Annotated in this window: 22 protein-coding genes and 1 tRNA gene; 5 read left to right on the top strand and 18 right to left on the bottom strand. The window is 60.9% G+C overall.

The features are described 5' to 3' along the window. Positions 1 to 3: 3 nt before the first annotated feature. From nuoG to tpiA, 10 genes are all read right to left on the bottom strand, one after another. Complete coding sequence (nuoG, locus tag JOZ06_RS17180) at positions 4 to 2,358, bottom strand: NADH-quinone oxidoreductase subunit NuoG (protein WP_293234641.1); 2,355 nt, start codon at positions 2,356 to 2,358, stop codon at positions 4 to 6. Positions 2,359 to 2,399: 41 nt separating this feature from the next. Next, positions 2,400 to 3,695, bottom strand: coding sequence for an NADH-quinone oxidoreductase subunit NuoF (gene nuoF / locus JOZ06_RS17175; protein ID WP_293234639.1), 1,296 nt, complete (start codon positions 3,693 to 3,695; stop codon positions 2,400 to 2,402). Next, entirely contained in the window at positions 3,695 to 4,168 is a 474-nt protein-coding gene (gene nuoE / locus JOZ06_RS17170) for an NADH-quinone oxidoreductase subunit NuoE (RefSeq protein ID WP_293234637.1), read from the bottom strand. Before nuoE ends, nuoF begins: the two co-directional genes overlap by 1 nt. Continuing rightward, positions 4,168 to 5,421 (bottom strand): NADH-quinone oxidoreductase subunit D, encoded by a 1,254-nt coding sequence (locus JOZ06_RS17165; RefSeq protein ID WP_293234635.1) that lies wholly within the window; start codon positions 5,419 to 5,421, stop codon positions 4,168 to 4,170. The genes nuoE and JOZ06_RS17165 overlap by 1 nt, the downstream gene beginning before the upstream one ends. Next, a complete protein-coding gene (locus JOZ06_RS17160; protein ID WP_293234633.1) occupies positions 5,414 to 6,007 on the bottom strand; it encodes an NADH-quinone oxidoreductase subunit C in 594 nt (197 codons plus the stop codon). Before JOZ06_RS17160 ends, JOZ06_RS17165 begins: the two co-directional genes overlap by 8 nt. Positions 6,008 to 6,017: 10 nt before the next feature. Further along, entirely contained in the window at positions 6,018 to 6,494 is a 477-nt protein-coding gene (locus JOZ06_RS17155; RefSeq protein WP_293234631.1) for an NADH-quinone oxidoreductase subunit B family protein, read from the bottom strand. Beyond that, positions 6,485 to 6,841, bottom strand: coding sequence for an NADH-quinone oxidoreductase subunit A (locus JOZ06_RS17150; RefSeq protein WP_293234629.1), 357 nt, complete (start codon positions 6,839 to 6,841; stop codon positions 6,485 to 6,487). Before JOZ06_RS17150 ends, JOZ06_RS17155 begins: the two co-directional genes overlap by 10 nt. A 92-nt stretch (positions 6,842 to 6,933) precedes the next feature. Then, positions 6,934 to 7,018: transfer RNA gene (locus JOZ06_RS17145), tRNA-Leu, on the bottom strand. A gap of 13 nt (positions 7,019 to 7,031) precedes the next feature. Next, entirely contained in the window at positions 7,032 to 7,382 is a 351-nt protein-coding gene (gene secG, locus JOZ06_RS17140; protein ID WP_293234627.1) for a preprotein translocase subunit SecG, read from the bottom strand. Between the two features lies 1 nt (position 7,383). Continuing rightward, the gene (gene tpiA / locus JOZ06_RS17135) at positions 7,384 to 8,130 is read right to left on the bottom strand and encodes a triose-phosphate isomerase (protein ID WP_293234625.1); all 747 of its coding nucleotides are present in this window, start codon (positions 8,128 to 8,130) and stop codon (positions 7,384 to 7,386) included. A gap of 191 nt (positions 8,131 to 8,321) precedes the next feature. On the opposite strand from tpiA, the gene pstS reads away from it, so the two are divergent. The 5 genes from pstS (at position 8,322) to JOZ06_RS17110 (ending at position 13,773) form a co-directional block, all read left to right on the top strand. Beyond that, positions 8,322 to 9,353 carry a phosphate ABC transporter substrate-binding protein PstS gene (pstS, locus tag JOZ06_RS17130; RefSeq protein WP_293234623.1) on the top strand — a complete coding sequence of 344 codons (1,032 nt, stop codon included), beginning with the start codon at positions 8,322 to 8,324 and terminating at the stop codon, positions 9,351 to 9,353. Positions 9,354 to 9,437: 84 nt separating this feature from the next. Beyond that, a complete protein-coding gene (gene pstC / locus JOZ06_RS17125; RefSeq protein ID WP_293234621.1) occupies positions 9,438 to 10,400 on the top strand; it encodes a phosphate ABC transporter permease subunit PstC in 963 nt (320 codons plus the stop codon). 17 nt (positions 10,401 to 10,417) lie between these two features. Beyond that, positions 10,418 to 11,320 carry a phosphate ABC transporter permease PstA gene (gene pstA, locus JOZ06_RS17120; protein ID WP_293234619.1) on the top strand — a complete coding sequence of 301 codons (903 nt, stop codon included), beginning with the start codon at positions 10,418 to 10,420 and terminating at the stop codon, positions 11,318 to 11,320. A gap of 12 nt (positions 11,321 to 11,332) precedes the next feature. After that, complete coding sequence (pstB, locus tag JOZ06_RS17115) at positions 11,333 to 12,097, top strand: phosphate ABC transporter ATP-binding protein PstB (RefSeq protein WP_293234617.1); 765 nt, start codon at positions 11,333 to 11,335, stop codon at positions 12,095 to 12,097. Between the two features lie 218 nt (positions 12,098 to 12,315). Next, on the top strand, positions 12,316 to 13,773 hold the full coding sequence (locus tag JOZ06_RS17110; RefSeq protein ID WP_293234615.1) for an inorganic phosphate transporter: 1,458 nt from the start codon (positions 12,316 to 12,318) through the stop codon (positions 13,771 to 13,773). Positions 13,774 to 14,027: 254 nt separating this feature from the next. Here the strand turns inward: JOZ06_RS17110 and aqpZ are convergent, their stop codons facing one another. From aqpZ to dusA, 8 genes are all read right to left on the bottom strand, one after another. After that, a complete protein-coding gene (gene aqpZ / locus JOZ06_RS17105; protein WP_366515178.1) occupies positions 14,028 to 14,720 on the bottom strand; it encodes an aquaporin Z in 693 nt (230 codons plus the stop codon). A gap of 345 nt (positions 14,721 to 15,065) precedes the next feature. Beyond that, positions 15,066 to 17,114, bottom strand: a complete 2,049-nt coding sequence (gene recG / locus JOZ06_RS17100; protein ID WP_293234788.1) for an ATP-dependent DNA helicase RecG — start codon at positions 17,112 to 17,114, stop codon at positions 15,066 to 15,068. Between the two features lie 79 nt (positions 17,115 to 17,193). Next, positions 17,194 to 17,634 (bottom strand): hypothetical protein, encoded by a 441-nt coding sequence (locus JOZ06_RS17095; protein WP_293234611.1) that lies wholly within the window; start codon positions 17,632 to 17,634, stop codon positions 17,194 to 17,196. A gap of 136 nt (positions 17,635 to 17,770) precedes the next feature. Next, the gene (locus tag JOZ06_RS17090) at positions 17,771 to 18,208 is read right to left on the bottom strand and encodes a DUF2147 domain-containing protein (RefSeq protein WP_293234609.1); all 438 of its coding nucleotides are present in this window, start codon (positions 18,206 to 18,208) and stop codon (positions 17,771 to 17,773) included. A gap of 111 nt (positions 18,209 to 18,319) precedes the next feature. After that, complete coding sequence (gene hemW, locus JOZ06_RS17085) at positions 18,320 to 19,501, bottom strand: radical SAM family heme chaperone HemW (RefSeq protein WP_293234607.1); 1,182 nt, start codon at positions 19,499 to 19,501, stop codon at positions 18,320 to 18,322. After that, the gene (rdgB, locus tag JOZ06_RS17080; RefSeq protein WP_293234786.1) at positions 19,498 to 20,091 is read right to left on the bottom strand and encodes an RdgB/HAM1 family non-canonical purine NTP pyrophosphatase; all 594 of its coding nucleotides are present in this window, start codon (positions 20,089 to 20,091) and stop codon (positions 19,498 to 19,500) included. Before rdgB ends, hemW begins: the two co-directional genes overlap by 4 nt. Next, positions 20,091 to 21,224 (bottom strand): spermidine/putrescine ABC transporter substrate-binding protein, encoded by a 1,134-nt coding sequence (locus tag JOZ06_RS17075; RefSeq protein ID WP_293234605.1) that lies wholly within the window; start codon positions 21,222 to 21,224, stop codon positions 20,091 to 20,093. Before JOZ06_RS17075 ends, rdgB begins: the two co-directional genes overlap by 1 nt. A gap of 4 nt (positions 21,225 to 21,228) precedes the next feature. Beyond that, a complete protein-coding gene (gene dusA, locus JOZ06_RS17070; RefSeq protein WP_293234603.1) occupies positions 21,229 to 22,290 on the bottom strand; it encodes a tRNA dihydrouridine(20/20a) synthase DusA in 1,062 nt (353 codons plus the stop codon). Positions 22,291 to 22,840: the final 550 nt, after the last annotated feature.

Raw genomic sequence — 22,840 nt, 5'->3', positions numbered from 1 at the left:
GGCTTACCCCTGAATAATCTGGATCGGGTCGAACATACCGCCCAGGGCCAGCGTATCGGCATGCGCCGTCGCCAGACGCAGCGTATCCAACGGCAGCAGGTCGTCCGCATCGATGCGCACTTGCACGCTACCCTCGCCTTGGCGGACGGTCACGGTGCTTCCGGCTGCCACGCCCGCGGCGGCCAGCACGCTGGAATGCGCGCTGGCATGCGGCGCTTCGGCCCAGGACGTCTGCTGCAGCGAGATGGCGCGACGGCAAATCGGATCGGCCTGGTACATCGGCACTTCGCCGACACGGGTCAACCCGGCCTTGACCGCCGTGTCGACCGCCGGCAGCGATGCGGCGGCGTTGCTGAGCAACGCGGCGATCTCGCCCTTGCCCTGCCACTCGGCGCGCACCTCTTCCACCGTCGTATAGTCGAAGCCCGCCAAACCAAGCATGGTCCCCAGCACACGCAGCACCTTCCACGCCGGGCGGGTTTCGCCCAGCGGGCGCACCACGCCGTTGAAGGTCTGCAGCCGGCCTTCCATATTCACGAACGAACCGGCGGTTTCCGAGAACGGCGCGATCGGCAGCAGCACATCGGCATAATCAAGCAGCCCTTCGCTCTGGTAGCTCGTCAGCGCGATCACCGTCTCGGCGGCCTTCATGGCGGCAACGGCCGCTTGCGGGTTGTAGCTGTCGTACTCGACTTCCGTGTTGAGCAGCACGTATGCCTTGCGCGGCGCGGCGATCATCTGCGCGGCGTTGGCGCCGGCGGTGGCCGATTCCCCCATGGCGCCGCGGTGCGGCAGGGCGCCGGCCAGTTCCGCGCCGACGCTGTTGGCGGCCTCGGCGGTCAAACCGAAGCGCGCGCCGGTCAAGCGGGCAATCTCTTGCGCCAGCGCCCACAGTTGGCCAAAGGCCGGGTGGTGCTGTGCCACGTTGCCCAACAGCACTGCGGCGTTTTCGGCACCGCACAGACTTTCCGCCATGCGCTGCGCCTCGGCCGAAACCGACACCGCCGACAGATCGACACCCGTTTCGCCCTTGATCGCGACAACCGCTTTCAATACCTGGGCCAAGCCATTGACCAGCGCGGCCGGCGCAACGGTCAGGCGGGCATGCACCGGGGTCAGCAGGTCTTCGGCGACCACATGCAGCACCGACAACTCGGTGCCCTTCTTGACCGCTTGGCGCAAGCGCGAGGCCAAGAGCGGCTGCTCTTGGCGCTGCGTGCTGCCCACCACCAGAACGGCATTCGCAACGGACAGGTCGGCGATGGCGCCACCGAGCCAATGCGCGCCGGTTTGCACGGCATCCAGCGAGAAATCGCTGCGGCGCAAGCGGTAGTCGATGTTATTCACGCCCAGGCCGCGGGCCAGTTTCTGCGCGAGGAACAGCTCCTCGGTCGTGGCATGCGGGCTGAGCAAGAAGCCGATGGCGTCCTGGCCGTGCTGGCTCGCCACGCCTTTGAGTCCCTTGACCACATACTCCAGCGCGGTTTGCCAATCGGTCTCATGCCATTGGCCGCCATGCTTGATCATCGGCTGCTGCAAACGTGCGTCGGCGTTCAGGCCTTCGTACGAAAAACGATCGCGGTCGGAGAGCCAGCATTCGTTGATGGCTTCGTTCTCCAGCGGCAGCACGCGCATCACCTTGTTGTGCTTGACCTGGACCACCAGGTTGCTGCCCAGGCCGTCATGCGCGCTAACCGAACGGCGGCGGGACAACTCCCAGGCGCGCGTCGAGTAACGGAACGGCTTGGAGGTCAGCGCGCCAACCGGACACAGGTCGATCACGTTGCCGGAGATTTCCGAATTCACGGTCTTGCCGAGGAACGGCAGAATTTCCGAGTGCTCGCCGCGGTTGGCCATGCCGATTTCCTGCAGGCCGCCGATTTCCTCGGTGAAGCGCACGCAGCGGGTGCAATGGATACAACGCGCCATTTCTTCGGCGCTGATGAGCGACCCCATCTCCTTAGCTTCCACCGCGCGCTTGGCTTCGGTATAGCGCGACTGGCCATTGCCGTAGCCCACGGCGAGATCCTGCAGCTGGCACTCGCCGCCCTGATCGCAGATCGGGCAGTCCAGCGGGTGATTGATCAGCAGGAATTCCATCACCCCTTGCTGTGCGGTCTTGGCCATCGGCGAGTGGGTGGATACCTTCATGCCGTCGGTCACCGGCGTCGCACAGGCCGGCAACGGCTTCGGCGCTTTCTCCACTTCCACCAGGCACATGCGGCAGTTGGCTGCGATCGACAGCTTCTTGTGATAGCAGAAGTGGGGAATGTAGGTGCCGGCCGAATGGGCGGCATCCATGACGGTGCTGCCTTGCGGCACCGTGAGTTTCTTTCCGTCGATTTCGATTTCAAGCATAGCGTTCTGCTACCTGAATTAAGGGCGCCCAGGGGGCCCGATCAACACCAGTGATGCTCAACCAGGCACTTCTTGTGTTCGATGTGATATTCGAACTCATGGCGGAAGTGCTTGGTAAAGCTGCGTACCGGGAACACCGCGGCATCGGCCAGCGCGCAAATGGTGCGTCCGGCCATGTTATTGCCGATGGAGGCCAACAAATCGAGGTCCTCCGGGCGTCCTTCACCATGTTCAATGCGGTGGATGATGCGGTAGAGCCAGCCGGTACCTTCCCGGCACGGCGTGCACTGCCCGCAGGACTCTTCATGATAGAAGTAGGACAGGCGTTCCAACGCCTTGACCATGCAGACGTCCTCGTTCATGACGATCACCGCGCCGGAGCCCAGCATCGATCCTGCCTTGGCGATGGCGTCGTAATCCATCGTCAGGTCCATCATGATTTCGGCCGGCAGCACCGGCGCGCTGGAACCGCCCGGAATCACCGCCTTGAGCTTCTTGCCGTCCTTCATGCCGCCCGCCATTTCCAGCAGCGCGGCAAACGGCGTGCCCAGCGCGATCTCGTAGTTGCCGGGACGGTTGACGTGGCCGGAAATCGAGAACAGCTTGGTACCGCCGTTGTTCGGCTTGCCCAGGTCCATGAACTTCTGCGCGCCGTCGCGCATGATGAACGGCACCGAGGCGAAGGTCTCGGTGTTGTTGATGGTGGTCGGCTTGCCGTACAGGCCGAAGCTGGCGGGGAACGGCGGTTTGAAGCGCGGTTGCCCCTTCTTGCCTTCCAGCGATTCGAGCAGCCCCGTTTCCTCGCCGCAGATATAGGCGCCATAGCCGTGGTGGGCGAACAGATCAAAATTGAAACCGCTGCCGAGGATGTTTTGACCCAACAGCCCCGCCGCGCGCGCTTGCGCCAGCGCTTCCTCGAAACGCTCGTATTCCTCGAAGATTTCGCCGTGGATGTAGTTGTAGCCCGCCTTGGTGCCCATGGCGTAGCCGGCGATGATCATGCCCTCGATCAGCGCATGCGGGTTGTAGCGCAGAATGTCGCGGTCCTTGAAGGTGCCGGGCTCGCCCTCGTCGCTATTGCAGACGACGTATTTGTCGCCGGGGAAGCTACGCGGCATGAAGCTCCATTTCAGCCCGGAGGGAAAGCCCGCGCCGCCTCGGCCGCGCAGGCCCGACGCCTTGACCTCGGCCACCACGTCGTCTTGCGCCATCTTGTCCTGCAGGATTCGCTCGAGCGCCTTGTAGCCGCCGCGCGCGCGGTAGGCTTCCAGCGTCCAGCCATTCGGGTCGGAAGTGTCGACCCCCTCGAAAATCACACCAGAAACGAAGATCGCCATTATTCGAACTCCGCCAGTTTCTTGTCGATGGCATCGGGGGTCATCTTCGAGCACATCTTATGGTTGTTGACCAGCATGACCGGGGCATCGCCACAGGCGCCCATGCACTCCCCCTCCACCAGCGTGAACTTGCCGTCCGGCGTGGTTTCGCCGAATTTGATGCCAAGCTTCTGCTGCAGGTACTCGGCGGCGTTGACGCTGCCTTGCAAGGCACAGGGCAGATTGGTGCACATCGTCAGCTTGTATTTGCCGACCGGGCGCAGGTCATACATGTTGTAGAAGGTAGCGACTTCGTAGGCCTGCACCGGCGGCAGCCCCAGGTAGTCGGCGACATATTCGATGGTTTCGGTAGCGAGCCAGCCCTTTTCCTGCTGGGCAATGCGCAACGCACCCATGACGGCCGACCGCTTCTGGTCGGCAGGGTACTTGGCTACCTCGACGTCAATCTTGGCAAGCGATTCTGCGGACAACATCAGCGGTCGATCTCCCCAAATACGATATCCTGCGTACCGATGATCGCCACGGCGTCGGCGAGCATATGGCCACGCGCCATTTCGTCCAGCGCGGCCAGATGGGCATAGCCCGGTGCACGGATCTTGAGTCGGTAGGGTTTGTTGGCGCCGTCGGACATCAGATAGATGCCGAATTCGCCCTTCGGATGTTCGGTGGCGGCATAGACCTCGCCTTCCGGCACATGCATCCCCTCGGTGAACAGCTTGAAGTGATGGATGAGCTCTTCCATATTGCTCTTCATCGCTTCGCGCGACGGTGGCGCCACCTTATGGTTGGCGGTGATCACCGGACCGGGATTCTGCTTGAGCCACTGAACGCACTGCGCCACGATGCGGTTGGCCTGGCGCATTTCTTCCATGCGCACCAGGTAACGGTCGTAGCAGTCGCCGTTCACGCCGACCGGAATATCGAAGTCGACGTCGCGGTAAACATCGTACGGCTGCTTCTTGCGCAGGTCCCACTCGATGCCCGAGCCGCGCAGCATCGCCCCGGTCAAGCCCAGATTGAGGGCTCGCTCCGGCGACACCACGCCGATGCCGACCGTGCGCTGTTTCCAGATGCGGTTGTCGGTCAACAGCGTCTCGTATTCATCGACGCAGGTCGGGAAGCGGCGGGTGAAGTCCTCGATGAAGTCCAGCATGGTGCCGGAACGGCGCTCATTGAGCCTGGCCAGCTCGCGCGCGTTCTTGATCTTGGACACCGTGTATTGCGGCATGCTGTCGGGCAGATCGCGATAGACGCCGCCGGGACGGAAGTACGCCGCGTGCAGGCGCGCGCCCGAGACGGCTTCGTAGCAGTCCATCAGATCTTCACGCTCGCGGAAGGCATACAGGAACATCGTCATGGCGCCGATATCCAGCGCGTGCGCGCCGATCCACAGCAAGTGGTTCAGAATGCGCGTGATTTCGGCGAACATCACCCGGATGTATTGGCCGCGGATCGGCACGTCGACACCGGTCAGCTTTTCGATGGCCAGACAGTAGGCATGCTCGTTGCACATCATCGACACGTAGTCCAGCCGATCCATATAGGGCAGCGACTGGATGAAGGTCTTATGCTCAGCCAGCTTCTCGGTGCCGCGGTGCAACAGCCCGATGTGCGGATCGGCGCGCTCGATGACTTCGCCGTCAAGCTCCAGCACCAAGCGCAGCACACCGTGCGCCGCCGGGTGCTGCGGACCGAAGTTAAGGGTGAAATTACGGATTTCAGCCACCGTAGTTCTCCTCGCGAATGATGCGCGGCGTGATTTCGCGCGGCTCGATGGTGACCGGCTGATAGATGACGCGCTGCTCGGTCGGGTCGTAGCGCATCTCCACGTGCCCGGACAGCGGGAAATCCTTGCGGAACGGATGACCGATGAAGCCGTAGTCGGTCAGCAGGCGACGCAGGTCGGGGTGGCCCTCGAACACGATGCCGAACAGATCGAACGCCTCGCGCTCGTACCAGTTGACCGCGTTCCAGACGCCGACCACCGAGGGCAGCACGGGAAAGTCGTCGTTTTCGGCGAACACGCGCACGCGCACGCGGGCATTGTGCTTGATCGACAACAACTGGCTGACCGCGGCGAAGCGCGCGCCATCGTAGCCGCCATCTTTATATGAGAGATAGTCCACGCCGCATAAGTCGACGCATTGCTCAAAAGAAAGCGACGGGTGGTCGCGCAGGGTCTGCGCCACCTCCACCCAATCCGCTGCCTTGCAGACGATGCTCAATTCATCCAGCGCCAACGTCGCAGACACGAGCTTATCGCCCAGCACCTGCTCAACGGTCGCCTTGAGCGCTTCCAGTTTGGAGGCCATAGTTTCTACCTTAGCGGGCTATGGTATGAGTGCGTTTAATTTTGTTTTGTAGCTGAATAATGCCGTACAGCAGCGCCTCGGCGGTCGGTGGACAGCCGGGAACGTAGACGTCGACCGGCACGATCCGGTCGCAACCGCGCACGACGGAATACGAGTAATGGTAGTAGCCACCGCCGTTGGCGCACGATCCCATGGAGAGCACCCAGCGCGGCTCGGCCATCTGGTCGTAGACCTTACGCAACGCCGGCGCCATCTTATTGCACAGCGTGCCAGCCACGATCATCAGGTCCGACTGGCGCGGACTGGGACGAAACACGATACCGAAACGGTCGAGGTCGTAACGCGCCGCGCCGGCATGCATCATTTCAACCGCGCAACAGGCCAAGCCAAAGGTCATCGGCCAAAGCGAGCCCGTACGGGTATAGTTGATCAGTGTATCGGCGGTGGTGGTGATGAACCCTTTTTCCAGAACGCCCTCTATTCCCATTCCAATGCCCCTTTTTTCCAGACATACACGAAGCCTATTGTGAGAATAGCCAGGAATACAAACATTGCGGACAGGCCGAATAGCCCAAGCTCCTTCAGCACGACGGCCCAGGGAAACATGAACGCAATTTCAAGGTCGAACAGGATAAAAAGAATGGCGACGAGATAAAAGCGCACGTCAAATTTCATGCGCGCGTCTTCGAAAGCCTCGAAGCCGCACTCGTACGGAGACAGTTTTTCAGCATCGGGCCGATTGGGCGCGAGCAGACGGCCCAACAGCAAGGGCCCTGCGCCGACCAAAAGTCCGACGACGATAAACAGCAGAATAGGAAAGTAGTTTTGCAGCATTTCCCCATACCCCATTTTATTTGGAAAGGTGCGACCCTTCCCGGCTCCAAACAAAACAGGCCACCGGAATCCCGGTGGCCTGCTTTTAATGGTGGTGCCGACAGTGAGACTCGAACTCACACAGCTTTCGCCACTACCCCCTCAAGATAGCGTGTCTACCAATTTCACCATGTCGGCACAGTCAATTTTATCAATCGGGTATCTGTGGACCCGAAGCATTATTTTTGTTAACGGCCCCACTCGGGATTTGCGGCACCGTTTTTTGTACAACCTGACCACCCATGACGCCAAGTTCGCTTTTACTGCCCCCAGACAGATAAACGAGCGCCAGGCTAGTCGAAAAGAAAACGATCGCGAGGATGGCGGTCGTTCTACTCAGAAAGTTTGCCGAACCAGACGCGCCAAACAGGCTTCCGGACGCACCGCTACCGAAGGCGGCCCCCATATCTGCACCCTTGCCGTGCTGCATCAGCACCAGTACCACAACGGATACGGCAGAGATCAGATTTACGATCCAGATTAACGTCTTAAGAAGTTCCATACTATACCAATTTATCCGCGGCCTGGCAAATCATTCCAAATGAATCGACATCCAGCGAAGCCCCGCCAACCAAGGCTCCATCCACACTCGATATCGAGAGAATCGCTTCGGCATTATCAGCTTTTACGCTGCCGCCGTAGAGAACGCGCATACTAGCAGAGCCGTTTTGCCTTTGCAAGCCGGTCTCTTTAATACACTCGTGCATCTCGGCAATCTGTTCCAGGCTTGCGACCTTGCCGGTACCGATCGCCCACACCGGCTCGTAGGCCACAATCACCTGCTGCGGCATGAAGTCGGCCACGATGTCCAATTGCCGCCGGATGACACTTAAATGCTCGCCGGCCTCGCGTTCGGCCAGCGTTTCGCCGACACAGAGAATCGGCGCCAAATGCGCCGCCAGCACGTTTTCCATCTTCTTGGCCAACAGCGCATTGCTCTCCGCCAAATACTGACGACGTTCCGAGTGGCCGATCAACACATAGCGGCAACCGACGTTGGCCAGCATCGATGCCGACACTTCTCCGGTGTAGGCGCCGTCGCGGCCGAACTGACTGACATCTTGCGCGCCGAGGTCCATCGGACTGAGTTGCAACAAGTCAGCCAGCTGCAGCAGATAAACGAAAGGCGACGCTAACGCGACGCCCGGGCGGTTGATCCGACGATCCTCCAACATACCCTTGACCAACTTGCGGTTGGACGCGAGGCTGCCGTTCATCTTCCAATTACCCACCACCAGCTTGGCCGTCATTCACCACTCTCCGCTTTTCAGTCGGCAGATTATATCCCTCGGCGGCATAACCTGAGAAGGATGGATATCTCTCAACATAAAGACACTTGGCGGCGACGGCAAATTGGAACTGTAATATTTCTGAAAAAAAATCGCGCCACAATGCCAGCCATCGTCTACCCTGCACCTCAACTTCAGGAGCTTGTACGTCAATGAAAAACACGCTTCGACTGGCACTGGCAGTCAGTGCCTTCGCTTCGGTTTCCGCTTTCGCCACCGACATCACCGGCGCCGGCGCCACTTTCCCCTACCCGCTGTACGCCAAGTGGGCCGCCACCTACCAAACCGAGACCGGCAGCAAGATGAACTATCAGTCGATCGGTTCCGGCGGCGGCATCAAGCAGATCACGGCCAAGACCGTCGACTTCGGCGCCTCCGACATGCCGCTGAAGCCGGAAGACCTGGCCAAAACCGGCCTGACCCAGTTCCCGACCGTGATCGGCGGCGTCGTGCCGGTCGTCAACATTCCGGGCGTGAAGGCTGGTCAAATGAAATTCACCGGCCCGCTGTTGGCCGACATCTACCTAGGCAAGGTCAAGACCTGGAACGATCCGGCCATCGCCAAGCTGAACCCGGGCGTGAAGCTGCCCAAGGACACCATCTTCCCGGTACGCCGTGCCGATGGTTCGGGCACCACGTTCATTTTCACCAACTACCTGTCCAAGGTCTCGCCGGAATGGGCGAGCAAAGTCGGCAGCAACACCTCGGTGAACTGGCCGACCGGTCAGGGCGGCAAGGGCAATGAAGGCGTCGCCAACTTCGTCAACCGCATCAAGGGTTCGATCGGCTACGTCGAATACATCTACGCCAAGCAGAACAACATGGCCTTCGGCCAAATGAAGAACGCCGACGGCAAGTTCGTCACCCCGAGCCAGGAAAGCTTCAAGGCAGCAGCCGGTCACGCCGACTGGAAAAAGGCGCCCGGCTACTACCTGCTGTTGACCAATCAGTCGGGCGCGGACACCTGGCCGATTGCCGGCGCCACCTTTATCCTGATGCACAAGAAACAGGACAAGCCGGTTCAAGCCACCGCGGCGCTGAAGTTCTTCGATTGGGCATACAAGAGCGGTGACGGCGCCGCTGCCAGCATGGATTACATCCCGTTGCCGGAAAGCGTGAAGGGCATGATCCGCGACAGCTGGAAGCAAATCACCGACGCCAACGGCCAACCGGTCTGGAAGTAATCGCTACTGTGCTTTGGCACAATCCTGTCTGGCCGGGGAGCTTCTCCCCGGCTTTTTGTCTCAAGACAACCTTCGAGTCCGTGTATGGAAAAGTTCAGTAACGATCAGGTAATGCGTCGCCAGATGCTGCTGGATCAAGTCTTCAAGGTCGTTACCCGAGGTTTCGCGTTTCTGGTTCTCGCGCTCCTGGTGGGCATCCTGATCTCCTTGCTGATCGGCGCGATGCCCAGCATCAAAGCGTTCGGCCTGGGATTTCTGGCGTCCAGCGAATGGGACCCGGTTGCGAATAATTTCGGCGCGGCCGTGCCGATCTTCGGCACGCTGATCACCTCGTTGATCGCGCTGCTGATCGGCGTGCCGGTCAGTTTCGGCATCGCCTTGTTCCTGACCGAACTCTGCCCCACTTGGCTCAAGCGCCCGCTGGGCATTGCCGTCGAGCTCTTGGCCGGTATTCCGTCGATCATCTACGGCATGTGGGGGCTGTTCGTCTTCGCCCCCTACTTTTCCGACCATATCCAGCCTTGGCTGATCGACAATATCGGCCCCCTGCCGCTGGTTGGTTGGATTTTCCAAGGCGCGCCGATGGGCATCGGCATTTTCACCGCCGGCCTGATCCTAGCCATCATGGTGATCCCGTTCATCGCCTCGGTCATGCGCGACGTCTTCGAAGTGGTGCCGACGCTACTGAAAGAATCGGCTTACGGACTCGGCTCAACCACCTGGGAAGTCGTCCGTTACGTCGTCCTGCCCTACACCAAGACCGGCGTGGTCGGCGGCATCATGCTCGGCCTCGGCCGCGCGTTGGGCGAAACCATGGCGGTTACCTTCGTCATCGGCAACTCGTCGCACTTCGCCCCCGGTTTATTCCAACCCGGCAACTCGATCGCCTCCTCGCTGGCCAACGAATTCGCCGAAGCCAACGGCGATCTGTACATCGCCTCGTTGATCCAATTGGGCCTGATCCTGTTCTTCATTACCTTTGTGGTATTGGCCTGTTCGAAAATCCTGCTCCTGCGCCTGAAACGTCAAGAAGGCAAGGAATCCTGACCATGGAGCGCGATACAATGAGTGAAACCCTTTTGGCCTCGTCGTCGAAGCAAGCACTGGAATCTCATTCGATGAATCACTCGATCTACCGCCGCCGGCGCATGATCAACGGCATCAACATGGGCATCTCCATGTTCACCATGGTCTTCGGCCTGTTCTGGCTGTGCTGGATCCTGTTCACCCTGCTGCAAAACGGGCTGGGCGGCATCCACCTCGACCTCTTCACCCGCAGCACGCCGCCGCCAGGGGAAACCGGCGGGCTGGGCAACGCCATCGTCGGCAGCCTGCTGATGACCGTGTTCGGCACGCTGATCGGCACGCCGGTCGGCATTCTGTCGGGCATCTACCTGGCCGAATACGGCCAGCGCGGCTGGCTCGCGCCGGCCACCCGCTTCATCAACGACATCCTGCTGTCGGCACCGTCGATCGTCATCGGCCTGTTCGTCTACGAAGTGTTCGTCGTGGCGCAGGGCCACTTCTCCGGCTGGGCCGGCGCGTTGGCGCTGTCGCTGCTGGTGATCCCGGTGGTGGTGCGCACCACGGAAAACATGTTGCGTCTGGTGCCCAACAGCCTGCGCGAAGCGGCCATCGCGCTGGGCACGCCGCAATGGAAGGTGACGATGTACGTCACCTTGCGCGCCGCCAAGTCGGGCGTGCTGACCGGCGTATTGCTCGCGGTGGCGCGTATCTCCGGCGAAACCGCGCCGCTGTTGTTCACCGCGCTGAACAACCAGTTCTGGAACGGCAACATGAACCAGCCGATGGCCAACTTGCCTATCGTGATCTTTCAGTTCGCCATGAGCCCGTACAACGATTGGCACACGCTGGCCTGGGCCGGTTCGCTGCTGATCACTTTCAGCGTGCTGGCACTGAACGTCTTCGCCCGTTGGCTGGGCAGTCAAAAACACTCATCGCATTAAGGCTTGCAAACCATGGTCGAAACCGGCTCCAAGCTTCAGGTCAAGAACCTGAATTTCTTCTACGGCAACTTTCATGCGTTGAAAGGCATTTCGCTCGGCATCGCCGCCAACAAGGTGACCGCGTTCATCGGCCCGTCCGGCTGCGGCAAGTCGACGCTCTTGCGTACCTTCAACCGCATGTTCGAGCTCTACCCCGGCCTGCGCGCCGAGGGCGAGATTCTGCTCGATCGGCACAACATCCTTGGACGCGACGTCGACATCAACCTGCTGCGCGCCAAGGTCGGCATGGTATTTCAAAAGCCGACGCCGTTCCCGATGTCGATTTACGACAACATCACTTTCGGGGTGAAGTTGTACGAAAAACTCAGTAAAACCGAGATGGACGACCGCGTCGAATGGGCGCTGCGCAAGGCCGCGTTGTGGGAGGAGGTCAAGGACAAACTCAAGCAATCCGGCAACTCGCTCTCCGGCGGCCAACAGCAGCGCCTGTGCATCGCGCGCGCCGTCGCCTCCAAGCCGGAGGTGCTGCTGCTCGACGAGCCGACCTCGGCACTCGACCCGATCTCGACGGCGCATATCGAAGAGCTGATCCATGAGCTGAAAGAGGATTACACTATCGCCATCGTCACCCATAACATGCAGCAGGCGGCGCGGGTATCCGACTACACCGCCTACATGTATCTGGGTGAAATGGTCGAATTCGGCGAAACCGACAGCATCTTCACCACCCCGAAGCAGCGCGCCACGGAAGATTACATAACCGGCAAGTTCGGCTAATGACAAATATGTAATTAACAACACAAAGCCCCTGAATATAGGGGCTTTTTTATATTTCACACGCAGCTTTCGACCCCGGACACGCGGGCGATGTCAAGAAGATTCTTACCTTGCTTTGGACAGGAAGCGACACCATTACCTCCCTTTGTCTTGCAGGCTTGACGGAATAGTGCTGGCCGCCAACAATCCCCCCTCAAACTCAATCACTGCTGAGAATCATGCTGGCACTTTTTTCCGGGCTCGATTTCCGACTGGCAATCACCCTGTTTCTCTCCCTCGGCTTCGTACTCACGTTCGAATTCATCAACGGCTTTCACGACACCGCCAACGCGGTCGCCACGGTCATCTACACGCAATCGATGAAGCCGCGTCTGGCGGTGTTCGCCTCCGGCCTGTGCAACTTCCTCGGCGTGCTGTCCGGGGGGCTGGCCGTCGCTTACGCCATCGTCCATCTGCTTCCGGTCGATCTGCTGGTTTCGGTCAACACTGCGCACGGCATGTCGATGGTGTTCGCGCTATTGGCCGCGGCCATCCTGTGGAACTTCGGCACCTGGTACCTGGGGTTGCCCGCTTCCAGTTCGCATACGCTCATCGGCGCCATTCTCGGCGTCGGCCTCGCCAACGCGCTGATCACCCACGCCCCACTGTCCGAAGGCATCAACTGGGGCAAGGCGATCGAAGTGGGTATGTCGCTCTTGCTGTCGCCGATCGTCGGCTTCGTGCTGGCCGGCATCATCATCGCACTGCTGCGCCACTACCGCGGGCGAAGCAATATGCACAAGACGCCCTACCAGCGTCAGCAAGTCGAGGGGCGCAAACACCCGCCGTTTTGGACCCGTTTCATGCTGATCGTCTCGGCCATGGGCGTCAGCTTCGCCCATGGTTCCAACGATGGTCAGAAGGGGGTTGGCCTGATCATGCTGGTGCTGATCGGCATCGTGCCGGCCAACTACGTGCTCAATATGGACAGCAATCCCTACCAAATCGAGCGCACCCGCGATGCCGCCCTGCACTTGAAGCAGTTCTACACCCAGCACGACGCCGGGCTACACGTGCTCTTGGCCAAGAGCAACCATAGCGCGACGCATGGCTGCAATCCGTCGGCCACCCCGGCGACCGTGGATGCGCTCAACACGGTGCTGGACGACAACAACGACTACCATAATCTAACGCCTGAGCAACGCTGGGACGTCCGCACCCGCTTACTGTGCCTGGACGACGCCACCAAGCTTGCCAGCCAGCTGCCGCACCTGACCGACGGCGACAAGCGCAATTTGCAGGCGCTGCGCGGCGATCTGACGCAAACCACCGAATACGCGCCGACCTGGGTCATCCTGTCGGTGGCGCTGGCGCTGGGGGTCGGCACCATGATCGGCTGGCGCCGAGTGGTCAAGACGGTGGGCGAAGGCATAGGCAAAAAGGATATGACCTACGCACAAGGCATGGCGGCGCAAATCACTGCGGCCATCTCGATCGGCTTGGCCAGCGTGTTCGGCATGCCGGTCTCCACCACTCACGTCCTCTCCAGCGGCGTGGCGGGCGCCATGGTCGCCGATAAGTCCGGCCTGCAATTCAGCACCATCCGCGCCATCCTGTTGGCCTGGCTGTTCACCCTGCCCGTTTCCATGGCGCTGGCGGCCGGCCTGTACTATCTTGCCTCGCTGTGGATTCCTTGAGCGCAAAAAACGCGCGCCCCGACTCAACCGAGCCGGGGCACAAGGGACGACGAGCCGCGTAACGCGGCTTCAGGCTGTTGATTTAGTGGTTGGCAGCGGTTGCGGAGGACCCGGCAAAGCCGGGCCTCAGTGGCAACTGACTGATTTCGCAGCCTGTCCATCGATTCCCACTCCCCCTGCCCTCTCCCTGAGAGGGGCGCTCGCTTTGCGAGCAAGGGTTTGTCAACGCCCTCGAGCCGCGTAACGCGGCTTTTTTATTCTTTGCTTTCCAGCAGATAGCGGTAGATCAAACCGCCGATAATGCCGCCCAATAGCGGTGCCGCCCAGAACAGCCAGAGCTGCTGCACGGCCCACGTGCCTTGAAACAGCGCCACGCCGGTACTCCGCGCCGGATTGACCGACGTGTTGGTGACCGGAATGCTGATCAGGTGGATCAGCGTCAGCGCCAAGCCAATGGCGATCGGCGCGAACCCGGCCGGCGCGCGCTTGTCGGTCGCGCCATGGATAATCAGCAAGAAGAAGGCCGTCAGCACCACCTCGGCGATGAAGGCCGCCGGTAAGCCGTAGCCGCCGGGGGAATGCTCGCCGAAACCATTGGACGCGAAGCCGCCGCCGGTCGGATCGAAGCCCGCCTTGCCGCTGGCGATCAGAAACAACACAGCGCCGGCGGCGAGGCCGCCGATTACTTGGACAATGATGTAGCCCACCACGTCTTTGGCCGCGAAACGGCCGCCAGCGTATAAACCGACGGTCACCGCGGGGTTGAAATGGCCGCCGGAGATATGGCCGACGGCATAAGCCATCGTCAACACCGTCAGGCCGAATGCGAGCGCCACACCGGCAAAGCCGATACCCAACTGCGGGAACGCCGCAGCCAGCACCGCGCTGCCGCAACCGCCGAACACCAGCCAGAATGTGCCGAAGAATTCGGCGAAGAGTCGCTTGATCATGATTCCCTCCCATCACACGGTTGTGATTTTTGTATAAAGGTATAGGAAAAGAAAATCATTCTCAGCAAGGGATTTTTTTCATTCCCCATGCAAGTGCCATTGGATTTTTCGGTTTCAGGGGGTGGTTTGGTGCAGACTGAACGGAACTTGACGCACGTCAAGTGTAGCGCCAGGATTACAATTGAACTGAAGTTTACATGTTGCTAATATACGCCTGCTTCATCATGGTTTCTCCTTTGTTGTTTGCAGCAATCCCATTTATGCCTTGGCCCCCCAGCCAAGGCTTTTTTTTTGCTTTGTGGCAAATGGCCGCTGTTGACGCAAAACAAAGCCGCCAGCCGACTACGCCTTGAGGAAGTGCTCGCGACCGGCCAACCAGCGCGTCAAATGCGCCTCGGCGCATGCAGGCGCCTCCGCCAACATCCTCGGCGCCAGTTCCCGTGCCTGAGCCAGCAACGCGACATCCTGCTCCAAATCGGCGAAACGCAGCATCGGCATACCGCTTTGCCGTGCCCCCAGCAATTCGCCCGGCCCGCGGATCAGCAAATCCTGGCGCGCGATTTCAAAGCCGTCGGTATTCTCGTAGATCACTTTCAACCGCGCTTTGGCAAGCTCCGACAGCGGTGTCTCGAAGATCAGCACGCACGTGCCGCCGGCGCTGCCGCGGCCGACCCGTCCGCGCAACTGATGCAGTTGCGACAATCCCATGCGTTCGCTATGTTCGATCACCATCAGCGTCGCGTTGGGCACGTCCACCCCCACTTCGATCACCGTGGTCGCCACCAGCAACTGAACCTGATTGGCGGCGAACGCCGCCATCACCTCGGCCTTTTCCGCCGGCTTCATCCGTCCGTGCACCAGACCGACACGCCATTGCGGCAACTCGGCCGTCAATGCCTCGAACGTATCAACCGCCGTCTGCAGCTGCAGCGCCTCCGACTCCTCGATGAGCGGACAGACCCAATAGGCCTGCTGCCCCTTGGCGCAAACACGGTCGACGTAAGCCACCATCTCGTCGCGCCGGTCGCCATTGACCAGCTTGGTGGCAATGGGGGAACGCCCCGGCGGCAATTCATCGATAATCGACACATCCAGATCGGCGTAATAGCTCATGGCCAGCGTGCGAGGAATCGGCGTCGCCGACATCATCAGCTGGTGCGGCTCGCCACCCTTGTCTTTCAGCGCCAGCCGTTGCCCGACGCCGAAACGATGCTGCTCGTCGACGATGGCGAGCCCCAGCCGCTCGAACGCCACATCGTCCTGAAATAACGCATGCGTGCCCACAACCAGACGCACAGACCCGTCGCCGATACGCGTGAGCGTCTCCGTCTTCAGCTTTTTGCGCAGCGAGCCGGACAGCCAAGCCACCTCAACCGCCAGCGGCGCAAGCCAGGCGGAGAGCTTCAGGTAATGCTGTTCGGCCAGGATCTCGGTCGGCGCCATCAACGCCACTTGATAACCCGCCTCGATCGCTGCAAGCGCCGCCATGGCGGCCACGACGGTCTTACCGCTGCCAACGTCGCCTTGCAACAGGCGCTGCATCGGATGCGGCTCGCGCATGTCAGCCAGAATTTCGGCCAGCGCTTTTTGCTGCGCCGAGGTCAAGGAAAACGGCAGTTGCGCCGTCAGCGCCTGTCTCAAAGAGCCGTCCCCCGTCAAGCGCGGGGCCTTGCCGGTGCGGCGTTGGCGATAGGAAAGCCGCATGGACAGCTGCTGCGCCATGAGTTCGTCGAACTTCAGTCGCTGCCATGCCGGCAACAGTGGATCATTGAGCTGCTGCTGCGAGTAATCGGGCGTTGGCGCGTGCAACAACCGCACCGACTCGGCAAACGTGCATAACCCGAGCATTTCCCGCCATCCCGGGGGAAGCGTCTCGTCCATCGGCTGCGCGCCGAGCTCGGCATGGATCAGCCGGCGAAGCTGCGGCTGGGCCAAGCCGGCCAACGTCGGATAAACCGGCGTCATGCGGTCGGCCAACGGTTCGCCTGGCACGACCTGCCGGCATTTGGGATGAACCATCTCATCGCCGAAAAAGCCACGGCGCACTTCACCCAGCACGCGCAGCCGCGTGCCTTCGGTCATCTGTTTTTGCTGGCTGGGATAAAAATGAATGAAGCGCAGCAGCAGCTGGCCACTGTCATCCTCGATGCGAACGAGCAATTGGCGCCGTGGCCGAAACTGCACCTCTTGCGCCACCACCACACCCTCGACCAATGACGGCTGGCCGTAGGGAGCGTGTTTGATTGGAAAAAGGTGGCTCTCGTCCTCGTAACGCAGCGGCAGGTGCAGCACCAGATCAAAACGACGGCGAATGCCGAGCTTTTCCAGCTTCTTGGCGAGTGCGGGCGCCGCGGTGATCGGCTGATTGGCGAGGTCGGGAGCGATAATCATGACCACCGATTGTAACGCAATCAGGCGCCATGACGACATGGCGAACCGGCCCGCGGCAACTCACAGGGGCACCGGCGGCTTAACCCGCCCCCATGGCGGCCCCTCGCTGCGCCATGGGCGAGTCGAGCGGCGGCGGTTCCCGCAGCCATTCGTTCAAACTGCCGCCACGTAAAACGCGCAACTCGTACGGGGTAAAATAGACGGCGGAGACGGCAGGCGCTGGCGTACCGGCCGCTGGCGGCGCGTCATCCCAGAAAAACTGCGATGCCGGCGACCAACCCAATACCCAGCGCGAGCCGAAATCGCGCAAATCGCGGCCATCCGCGCGCTGCACGAACAGGGCAACCATCCCGTGTATCCGCACGCCGGTATATCCCGTTGGCGGGGGATGAATCACATCCCAGCCCTCCGCCTCCCGCCATGCGTTCAAACCGGCGGCGATGGCCGTGGACGACAGCGTGGCCCATGCGCTCTGGCACGACAACAGGGCCAACGCGACAACAGCCGATTTGATCCGCATAGCAGTTCCTTGCATCGTCATGGAGCCCGGTTAGTGGGCCGCCATCAAGCAAAGTTCTGCCGCCTGATCGATCGTCCAGCAAGCAAACGGGCCGGTCCCCGAAGGCGACCGGCCCGTAACATGCGATGTCCCGTGATTACTGGCGTTCCCAAACTTGCGAGCGCCCCAACAGCGAAAAGCCGAGGAACCCACGCACTTCCAGTTTCTTGCCACCCTCAAGCACCGTCATCTTGGCGCTGTAAACCTTGCCCGATTTCGGATCAAGGATGCGGCCGCCGCTCCAGGTTTTGCCATCCTGCTTCAGCCCCCACAGGATGGTCATGCCCAAGTCCGGCTTACCCTTGAGCGCGCCATCGCAGTTGTCGCACACCGCATCGGGATGCTGCAGCAGCTTGACAATCTTGCCGGTCAGCTCGCCATTGGCGGTTTGGGAAATTTCGATCAGCGCCTTGGCCTGATGCGTTTCATCGTCGATGGTCTTCCATACGCCGATCGGCGTGTCGTCGGCAAAGGCGAAAGAAGACAGCAAACCAAATACAACCGCCAACAATACGGCTTTACAGCGAATCATCATGGGCATTCTCTCCGTTGTAATATTTAAACAAAAGTTTGGAGTCAGGGCTCTAGAATGCCAATAAGGTATTCATTCGTCAACATCAATTCGATTACTAAATCGACGCGCCGGTCATTCCGATTTGAGAAACAGGGTCAACAGATCGTTAAGAAACCGCTGCCCGGTCAGCGTCGGTCGCAGATGGGTCGCACTACGCGCGATGAAGCCGCGCGACTCGGCCTGATTGAGCTCGCGTTGAATGTCGGCCAGCGGCACGCCCGTACGCTCGCTGAACCAAGCCAATTCAAAGCCGTCGACCAAGCGCAGCGCATTCATCATGAATTCGAAGGGCAGCCCGGAGCGAGCGACACGTTGTCGGGTCTGCGCCGCATCGCCGCCCGCCACCGCCTGTAAATAGGCGGCCGGCTGCTTGTGGCGCATTTCGCGCACGATGCCTTCGGCCGAACTGATCTTGGCATGCGCGCCGGCGCCGATGCCCAGGTAATCGCCAAAGCGCCAGTAGTTGAGATTATGCCGGCATTGCCGTCCGGCGCGCGCGAAAGCCGACGTTTCGTAATGGCTAAAGCCGGCATCGGCAAGCCGGGCTTCCAGCGCTTCCTGCATATCGGCGGCCAAGTCGTCGTCGGGCAAATCCGCCGGCTGATACCGGTGAAAGAGCGTATTGGGCTCAATGGTCAGCTGATAGGCCGACAAATGCGTGACGCCATGCGCCAATCCCTGCGACAGATCGCTCAAGGCCCCGACCAGTGTCTGCTGCGGCAACGCATACATCAGATCCAGGTTGACGTTGTCGAAGTGCGCGAGCGCGATATCGAGCGCGGCGTGCGCCTGCCGGCTGTCGTGAATACGCCCAAGGCGCTGTAGTTGCGCGTCGTCGAAGCTTTGAATGCCGACCGATAGCCGATTGACCCCGGCCACGCGGAAGGCCTTGAATTTTTCCGCTTCAAACGTCCCCGGATTGGCCTCCAAGGTGATTTCCGCCTCGGGGTCCAAGCGTACTCTGGCGCGAATGCCATCCAAGAGGGTGGCAAGCGCTTCGGGCGACATCAGGCTGGGCGTGCCGCCACCGATGAAGACCGTCTGCACCGCCCGCCCCCAAACGGCGGGCAGCGCCTGCTCCAAGTCGCGCAGCAAGGCCGCCACGTAACCGTGATCGTCGATGCCGGCGCGCGCCTCATGCGAATTGAAATCGCAATAGGGGCACTTGCGCACGCACCAGGGAAAATGCACGTATAACGACAGCGGCGGCAATTGCGTCAGGCCGGCGCGCGGCGTGAAAACCACTTGCGTCATGCCTGATCCCGCAGCTTATCCAGCATCTGCCGCATGGCTTTGCCGCGGTGACTTTCCCGGTTCTTTTCCGCCTCGGGCAACTCGGCCACCGTGCACCCATGGTCAGGCAGCAGGAAATACGGGTCATAGCCAAATCCGCCCGCCCCCGCCGGCTGGTCTTGGATTTCACCGTGCCACACCCCGTCGGCCACCAGCGGGTGAGGATCGTCGGCATGGCGCACCAACACCAGCACGCAGACGTACCAGGCACGGCGGTCGGCCACGCCTCGCAGGCGCTCGACCAGCAGCTGATTATTGCGCGCATCGGATTTGGGTTCGCCGGCAAAGCGCGCCGACAAGACGCCCGGCGCGCCGCCCAACGCCGTGACGCACAGCCCGGAATCGTCCGCCAGCGCCGGCAAGCCGGTAACGCGGCTGGCATGGCGGGCCTTGGCCAAGGCGTTCTCTAGAAACGTCCCATAAGGTTCGGGACATTCCGGCACATTCAAGTCCTTCTGCGCCACCACGCGAATACCCAGCGGTGCCAGCAAGGCGGAAAACTCCCGCAATTTGCCGGCATTGTTGCTGGCGAGCACCAGTTGATCGAACATCATTTTTCCCTTTTGTGCAAAGCGGCCGGCCCGGCCTCCTTGCGCGGCGCCACCACGGGCGCCTCTGGCGGCGGACGGTCGCTGCGCAGGTCGTGCCACATGCGGTGCAGCCGGTGCAGACGCTTGGGCGTCATTTCCCGCAGCACCGACCATTTCCTCAGCGCCCCCGGGTCCGGATTGATGACAGGATGGTATTTGATGTCTTCGTGAAAAAACGGTCCGGCGGTCGACACCGCGGAGGTCGCCCCGTAGACATTGCCGAGTTCCGCGGCATTCTTGCCTGCCAGCAGAAAGTTGATGAAGCGTTGCGCCAGCTCCGGGTGCGGCGCGGATACCGGCACCGCCATATCGTCGATGGCCAGTTGATTGCCCTCGCGTTGCAGGACATAGCCGATGGTGTAGGGTCGATGCTCGCGCTTGGCAATTTCACGCGCTTGATAGAATTCGGGAGAGAAGCCCAGTTGCACCCAGGCATCCCCGGACACGAGATCCTTCCAATAATAATTGCCGCCGAACCCCGACCAGTAGGGGCGGGCCGCGGCGATGACCTCGCGCGCGCGCGCATAATCGTCGTCGTTGACGCTGTTCGGATCCAGGCCGAGATACATCAACGCCGCGGCAAAGACCGTGCGCGGATTGTCGACCACGTTGACGTGCCCCTTGAGCTTGGCCAGCACCTTTGGATCGAAAACCGCCGACCAGCTATACGGATCGACGTTCAGCTCGCGAAGTTTCTCAATGTTGTACCCCACCGCCGCCAGCGACAGCGACACCGGCAGCGAATAGACGTTGCCGGGGTCATAGCCGGGATTCGCCAGTAACGGGTTGAGACTTGCGGCATTGGGGAGTTGGCTCTTGTCCAACGGCGCGAGAAGCTTTTTACGAATCAACTCCGGTACGGCGAAGCTGGCGGGAAACACCACATCCACTTCCGCGCCGCCATTCAAGCGCGCCAGCATCTCTTCGTTGTCGTCGTAGAAAACCTGCTCGACCTGGCAGTGGCAATGCAGTTCAAAACGCTCAATGACGGATTGCGGCAAAAAATCATGCCGGCTAAACAAGTGCAACACCGGCTCGGACCAGGCGAGCGACGAGAGCGAGAAAAAACAGAGCAACCACGCGGTCTTTTTCATAAGCCTATTCGCCATTTGCCTCTGACAGGGTCCGGGATACGCCGATTTCTGCCAAAGCGCGCAGCAGCAAGCCGGCATCGGCGCCCTCGAGCAAACGGGCGTCCGACAGCAAGCGCCGCCAGCGGCGTGCCCCCGGCATGCCTTGGAAAAGACCAAGAATATGGCGCGCCAGATTGCGCAACTTATGGCCATCGGCCAGCATGCGCTCAGCGTAGGGAAGCAGCGCCTCGACCACTTCGGCGCGCGTCAGCGGCGGTCGGGTCTCGCCATAGTAGCGTGCATCCCATTCCGCCATGCAATAGGGGTCATGATAGGCCGCGCGCCCGATCATCACGCCGTCGACATGCCGCAACTGCTCGTCTATCTGCTGCGCCGTCTGCAAACCGCCGTTGATCACGATCTCCAGATGGGGGAAATCAGCCTTGAGCTGATGGGCATAATGGTACTTGAGCGGCGGCACCTCGCGGTTCTCCTTCGGAGACAGCCCCTTCAGGATGGCGTTGCGCGCATGGACAATGAATGTGCCACATCCGGCTTCGGCCACCGTGGCGACAAAATCGCGCACAAAGCCGTAATCGTCGATCTCGTCGATGCCGATGCGGTGTTTGACCGTGACGTCGATACCGGCCGCGTCGCGCATGGCTTTGACGCAATCGGCCACGAGCCCGGATTCGGCCATCAGACAGGCGCCGAACGCCCCTTTCTGAACCCGTTCGGACGGGCAGCCGACGTTCAGATTGACCTCATCGTAGCCCCAGGCCTCGGCCAATCGCGCGCAGCGCGCCAGCTCATGCGGCTCGCTGCCGCCCAGCTGCAGCGCCAGCGGATGCTCGGCCTCATCAAAACGCAGATGGCGCTCGACGTCCCCGTAGAGCAACGCGCCGGTGGTAACCATCTCGGTATAAAGCCAGGTATGACGGCTGATCAGCCGGGCAAAAAAACGGTAGTGCCGGTCGGTCCAATCGAGCATCGGCGCGACCGACAGACGGCGGGGCGGCAAAGACCCCGGACTTGTTTGATCGGCGCGATCCGCCGCGCTCGTGCCGTGCAATGCTTGACGATCCATCTACCCGACTTCCGTTCCACCGTGACGAGGTGGAAACCTCATATGATAAGCGATTGAAAAAGCAGAGAAGTATCGCCTTGCAGCCGGTTCAGGTCAAGGAAAAATCCGCCTATAAACAAAAAAGGCCGGACGCCAAGAACGCGTCCGGCCTAGGGCCTGTCTGCAAACTATTTGTGAACTGCGCTGGCCTGGCAAACGGCCAGATGCTAGGCGGGGGGCGCCGGCCTTAGTCATTCTAAGGCCAAGCCGCCCAAGGACGCAGATGGCCGTTTGCCAGGTCAGCCCTTCGGGGCCGGCATCTGCCGGCGCATCGCGTTGTCGTTTGCCCCTGGCAGTGAATGACACTGCGGCGGGGCGCTCTCCTCGCGCTGCATCCGGCGGACACCGGCCGCAGCCGCAAATAGTTTGCAGACAGGCCCTAGGGTGCGATACACCGTCAGACAGCGATCAGCGCGGTCATGGCGTGCGGTTGGCCATCGAGCGCCATCATCACCGACAGTGCGGTGATCGTGATGATGGAAAAGAAAAAAACCTTCCGCGCCCAGACCCG

This window comes from Paludibacterium sp., assembly GCF_019232825.1.
GTDB lineage: Bacteria > Pseudomonadota > Gammaproteobacteria > Burkholderiales > Chromobacteriaceae > Paludibacterium.
This window is presented reverse-complemented; position numbering and strand designations above follow the sequence as displayed.

Bases quoted from the DNA above. Each gene is read 5' to 3' on its own strand.
- JOZ06_RS17095 (WP_293234611.1), bottom strand. From the start codon at position 17,634: ATGCGGATCAAATCGGCTGTTGTCGCGTTGGCCCTGTTGTCGTGCCAG.
- hemW (WP_293234607.1), bottom strand. From the start codon at position 19,501: ATGACGCAAGTGGTTTTCACGCCGCGCGCCGGCCTGACGCAATTGCCG.
- JOZ06_RS17110 (WP_293234615.1), top strand. From the start codon at position 12,316: ATGCTGGCACTTTTTTCCGGGCTCGATTTCCGACTGGCAATCACCCTG.
- JOZ06_RS17090 (WP_293234609.1), bottom strand. From the start codon at position 18,208: ATGATGATTCGCTGTAAAGCCGTATTGTTGGCGGTTGTATTTGGTTTG.
- pstC (WP_293234621.1), top strand. From the start codon at position 9,438: ATGGAAAAGTTCAGTAACGATCAGGTAATGCGTCGCCAGATGCTGCTG.
- tpiA (WP_293234625.1), bottom strand. From the start codon at position 8,130: ATGACGGCCAAGCTGGTGGTGGGTAATTGGAAGATGAACGGCAGCCTC.
- nuoF (WP_293234639.1), bottom strand. From the start codon at position 3,695: ATGGCGATCTTCGTTTCTGGTGTGATTTTCGAGGGGGTCGACACTTCC.
- secG (WP_293234627.1), bottom strand. From the start codon at position 7,382: ATGGAACTTCTTAAGACGTTAATCTGGATCGTAAATCTGATCTCTGCC.
- recG (WP_293234788.1), bottom strand. From the start codon at position 17,114: ATGATTATCGCTCCCGACCTCGCCAATCAGCCGATCACCGCGGCGCCC.
- pstA (WP_293234619.1), top strand. From the start codon at position 10,418: ATGAGTGAAACCCTTTTGGCCTCGTCGTCGAAGCAAGCACTGGAATCT.
- JOZ06_RS17160 (WP_293234633.1), bottom strand. From the start codon at position 6,007: ATGGCCTCCAAACTGGAAGCGCTCAAGGCGACCGTTGAGCAGGTGCTG.
- dusA (WP_293234603.1), bottom strand. From the start codon at position 22,290: ATGGATCGTCAAGCATTGCACGGCACGAGCGCGGCGGATCGCGCCGAT.
- nuoE (WP_293234637.1), bottom strand. From the start codon at position 4,168: ATGTTGTCCGCAGAATCGCTTGCCAAGATTGACGTCGAGGTAGCCAAG.
- JOZ06_RS17075 (WP_293234605.1), bottom strand. From the start codon at position 21,224: ATGAAAAAGACCGCGTGGTTGCTCTGTTTTTTCTCGCTCTCGTCGCTC.
- rdgB (WP_293234786.1), bottom strand. From the start codon at position 20,091: ATGTTCGATCAACTGGTGCTCGCCAGCAACAATGCCGGCAAATTGCGG.
- JOZ06_RS17155 (WP_293234631.1), bottom strand. From the start codon at position 6,494: ATGGGAATAGAGGGCGTTCTGGAAAAAGGGTTCATCACCACCACCGCC.
- nuoG (WP_293234641.1), bottom strand. From the start codon at position 2,358: ATGCTTGAAATCGAAATCGACGGAAAGAAACTCACGGTGCCGCAAGGC.
- pstS (WP_293234623.1), top strand. From the start codon at position 8,322: ATGAAAAACACGCTTCGACTGGCACTGGCAGTCAGTGCCTTCGCTTCG.
- pstB (WP_293234617.1), top strand. From the start codon at position 11,333: ATGGTCGAAACCGGCTCCAAGCTTCAGGTCAAGAACCTGAATTTCTTC.
- JOZ06_RS17150 (WP_293234629.1), bottom strand. From the start codon at position 6,841: ATGCTGCAAAACTACTTTCCTATTCTGCTGTTTATCGTCGTCGGACTT.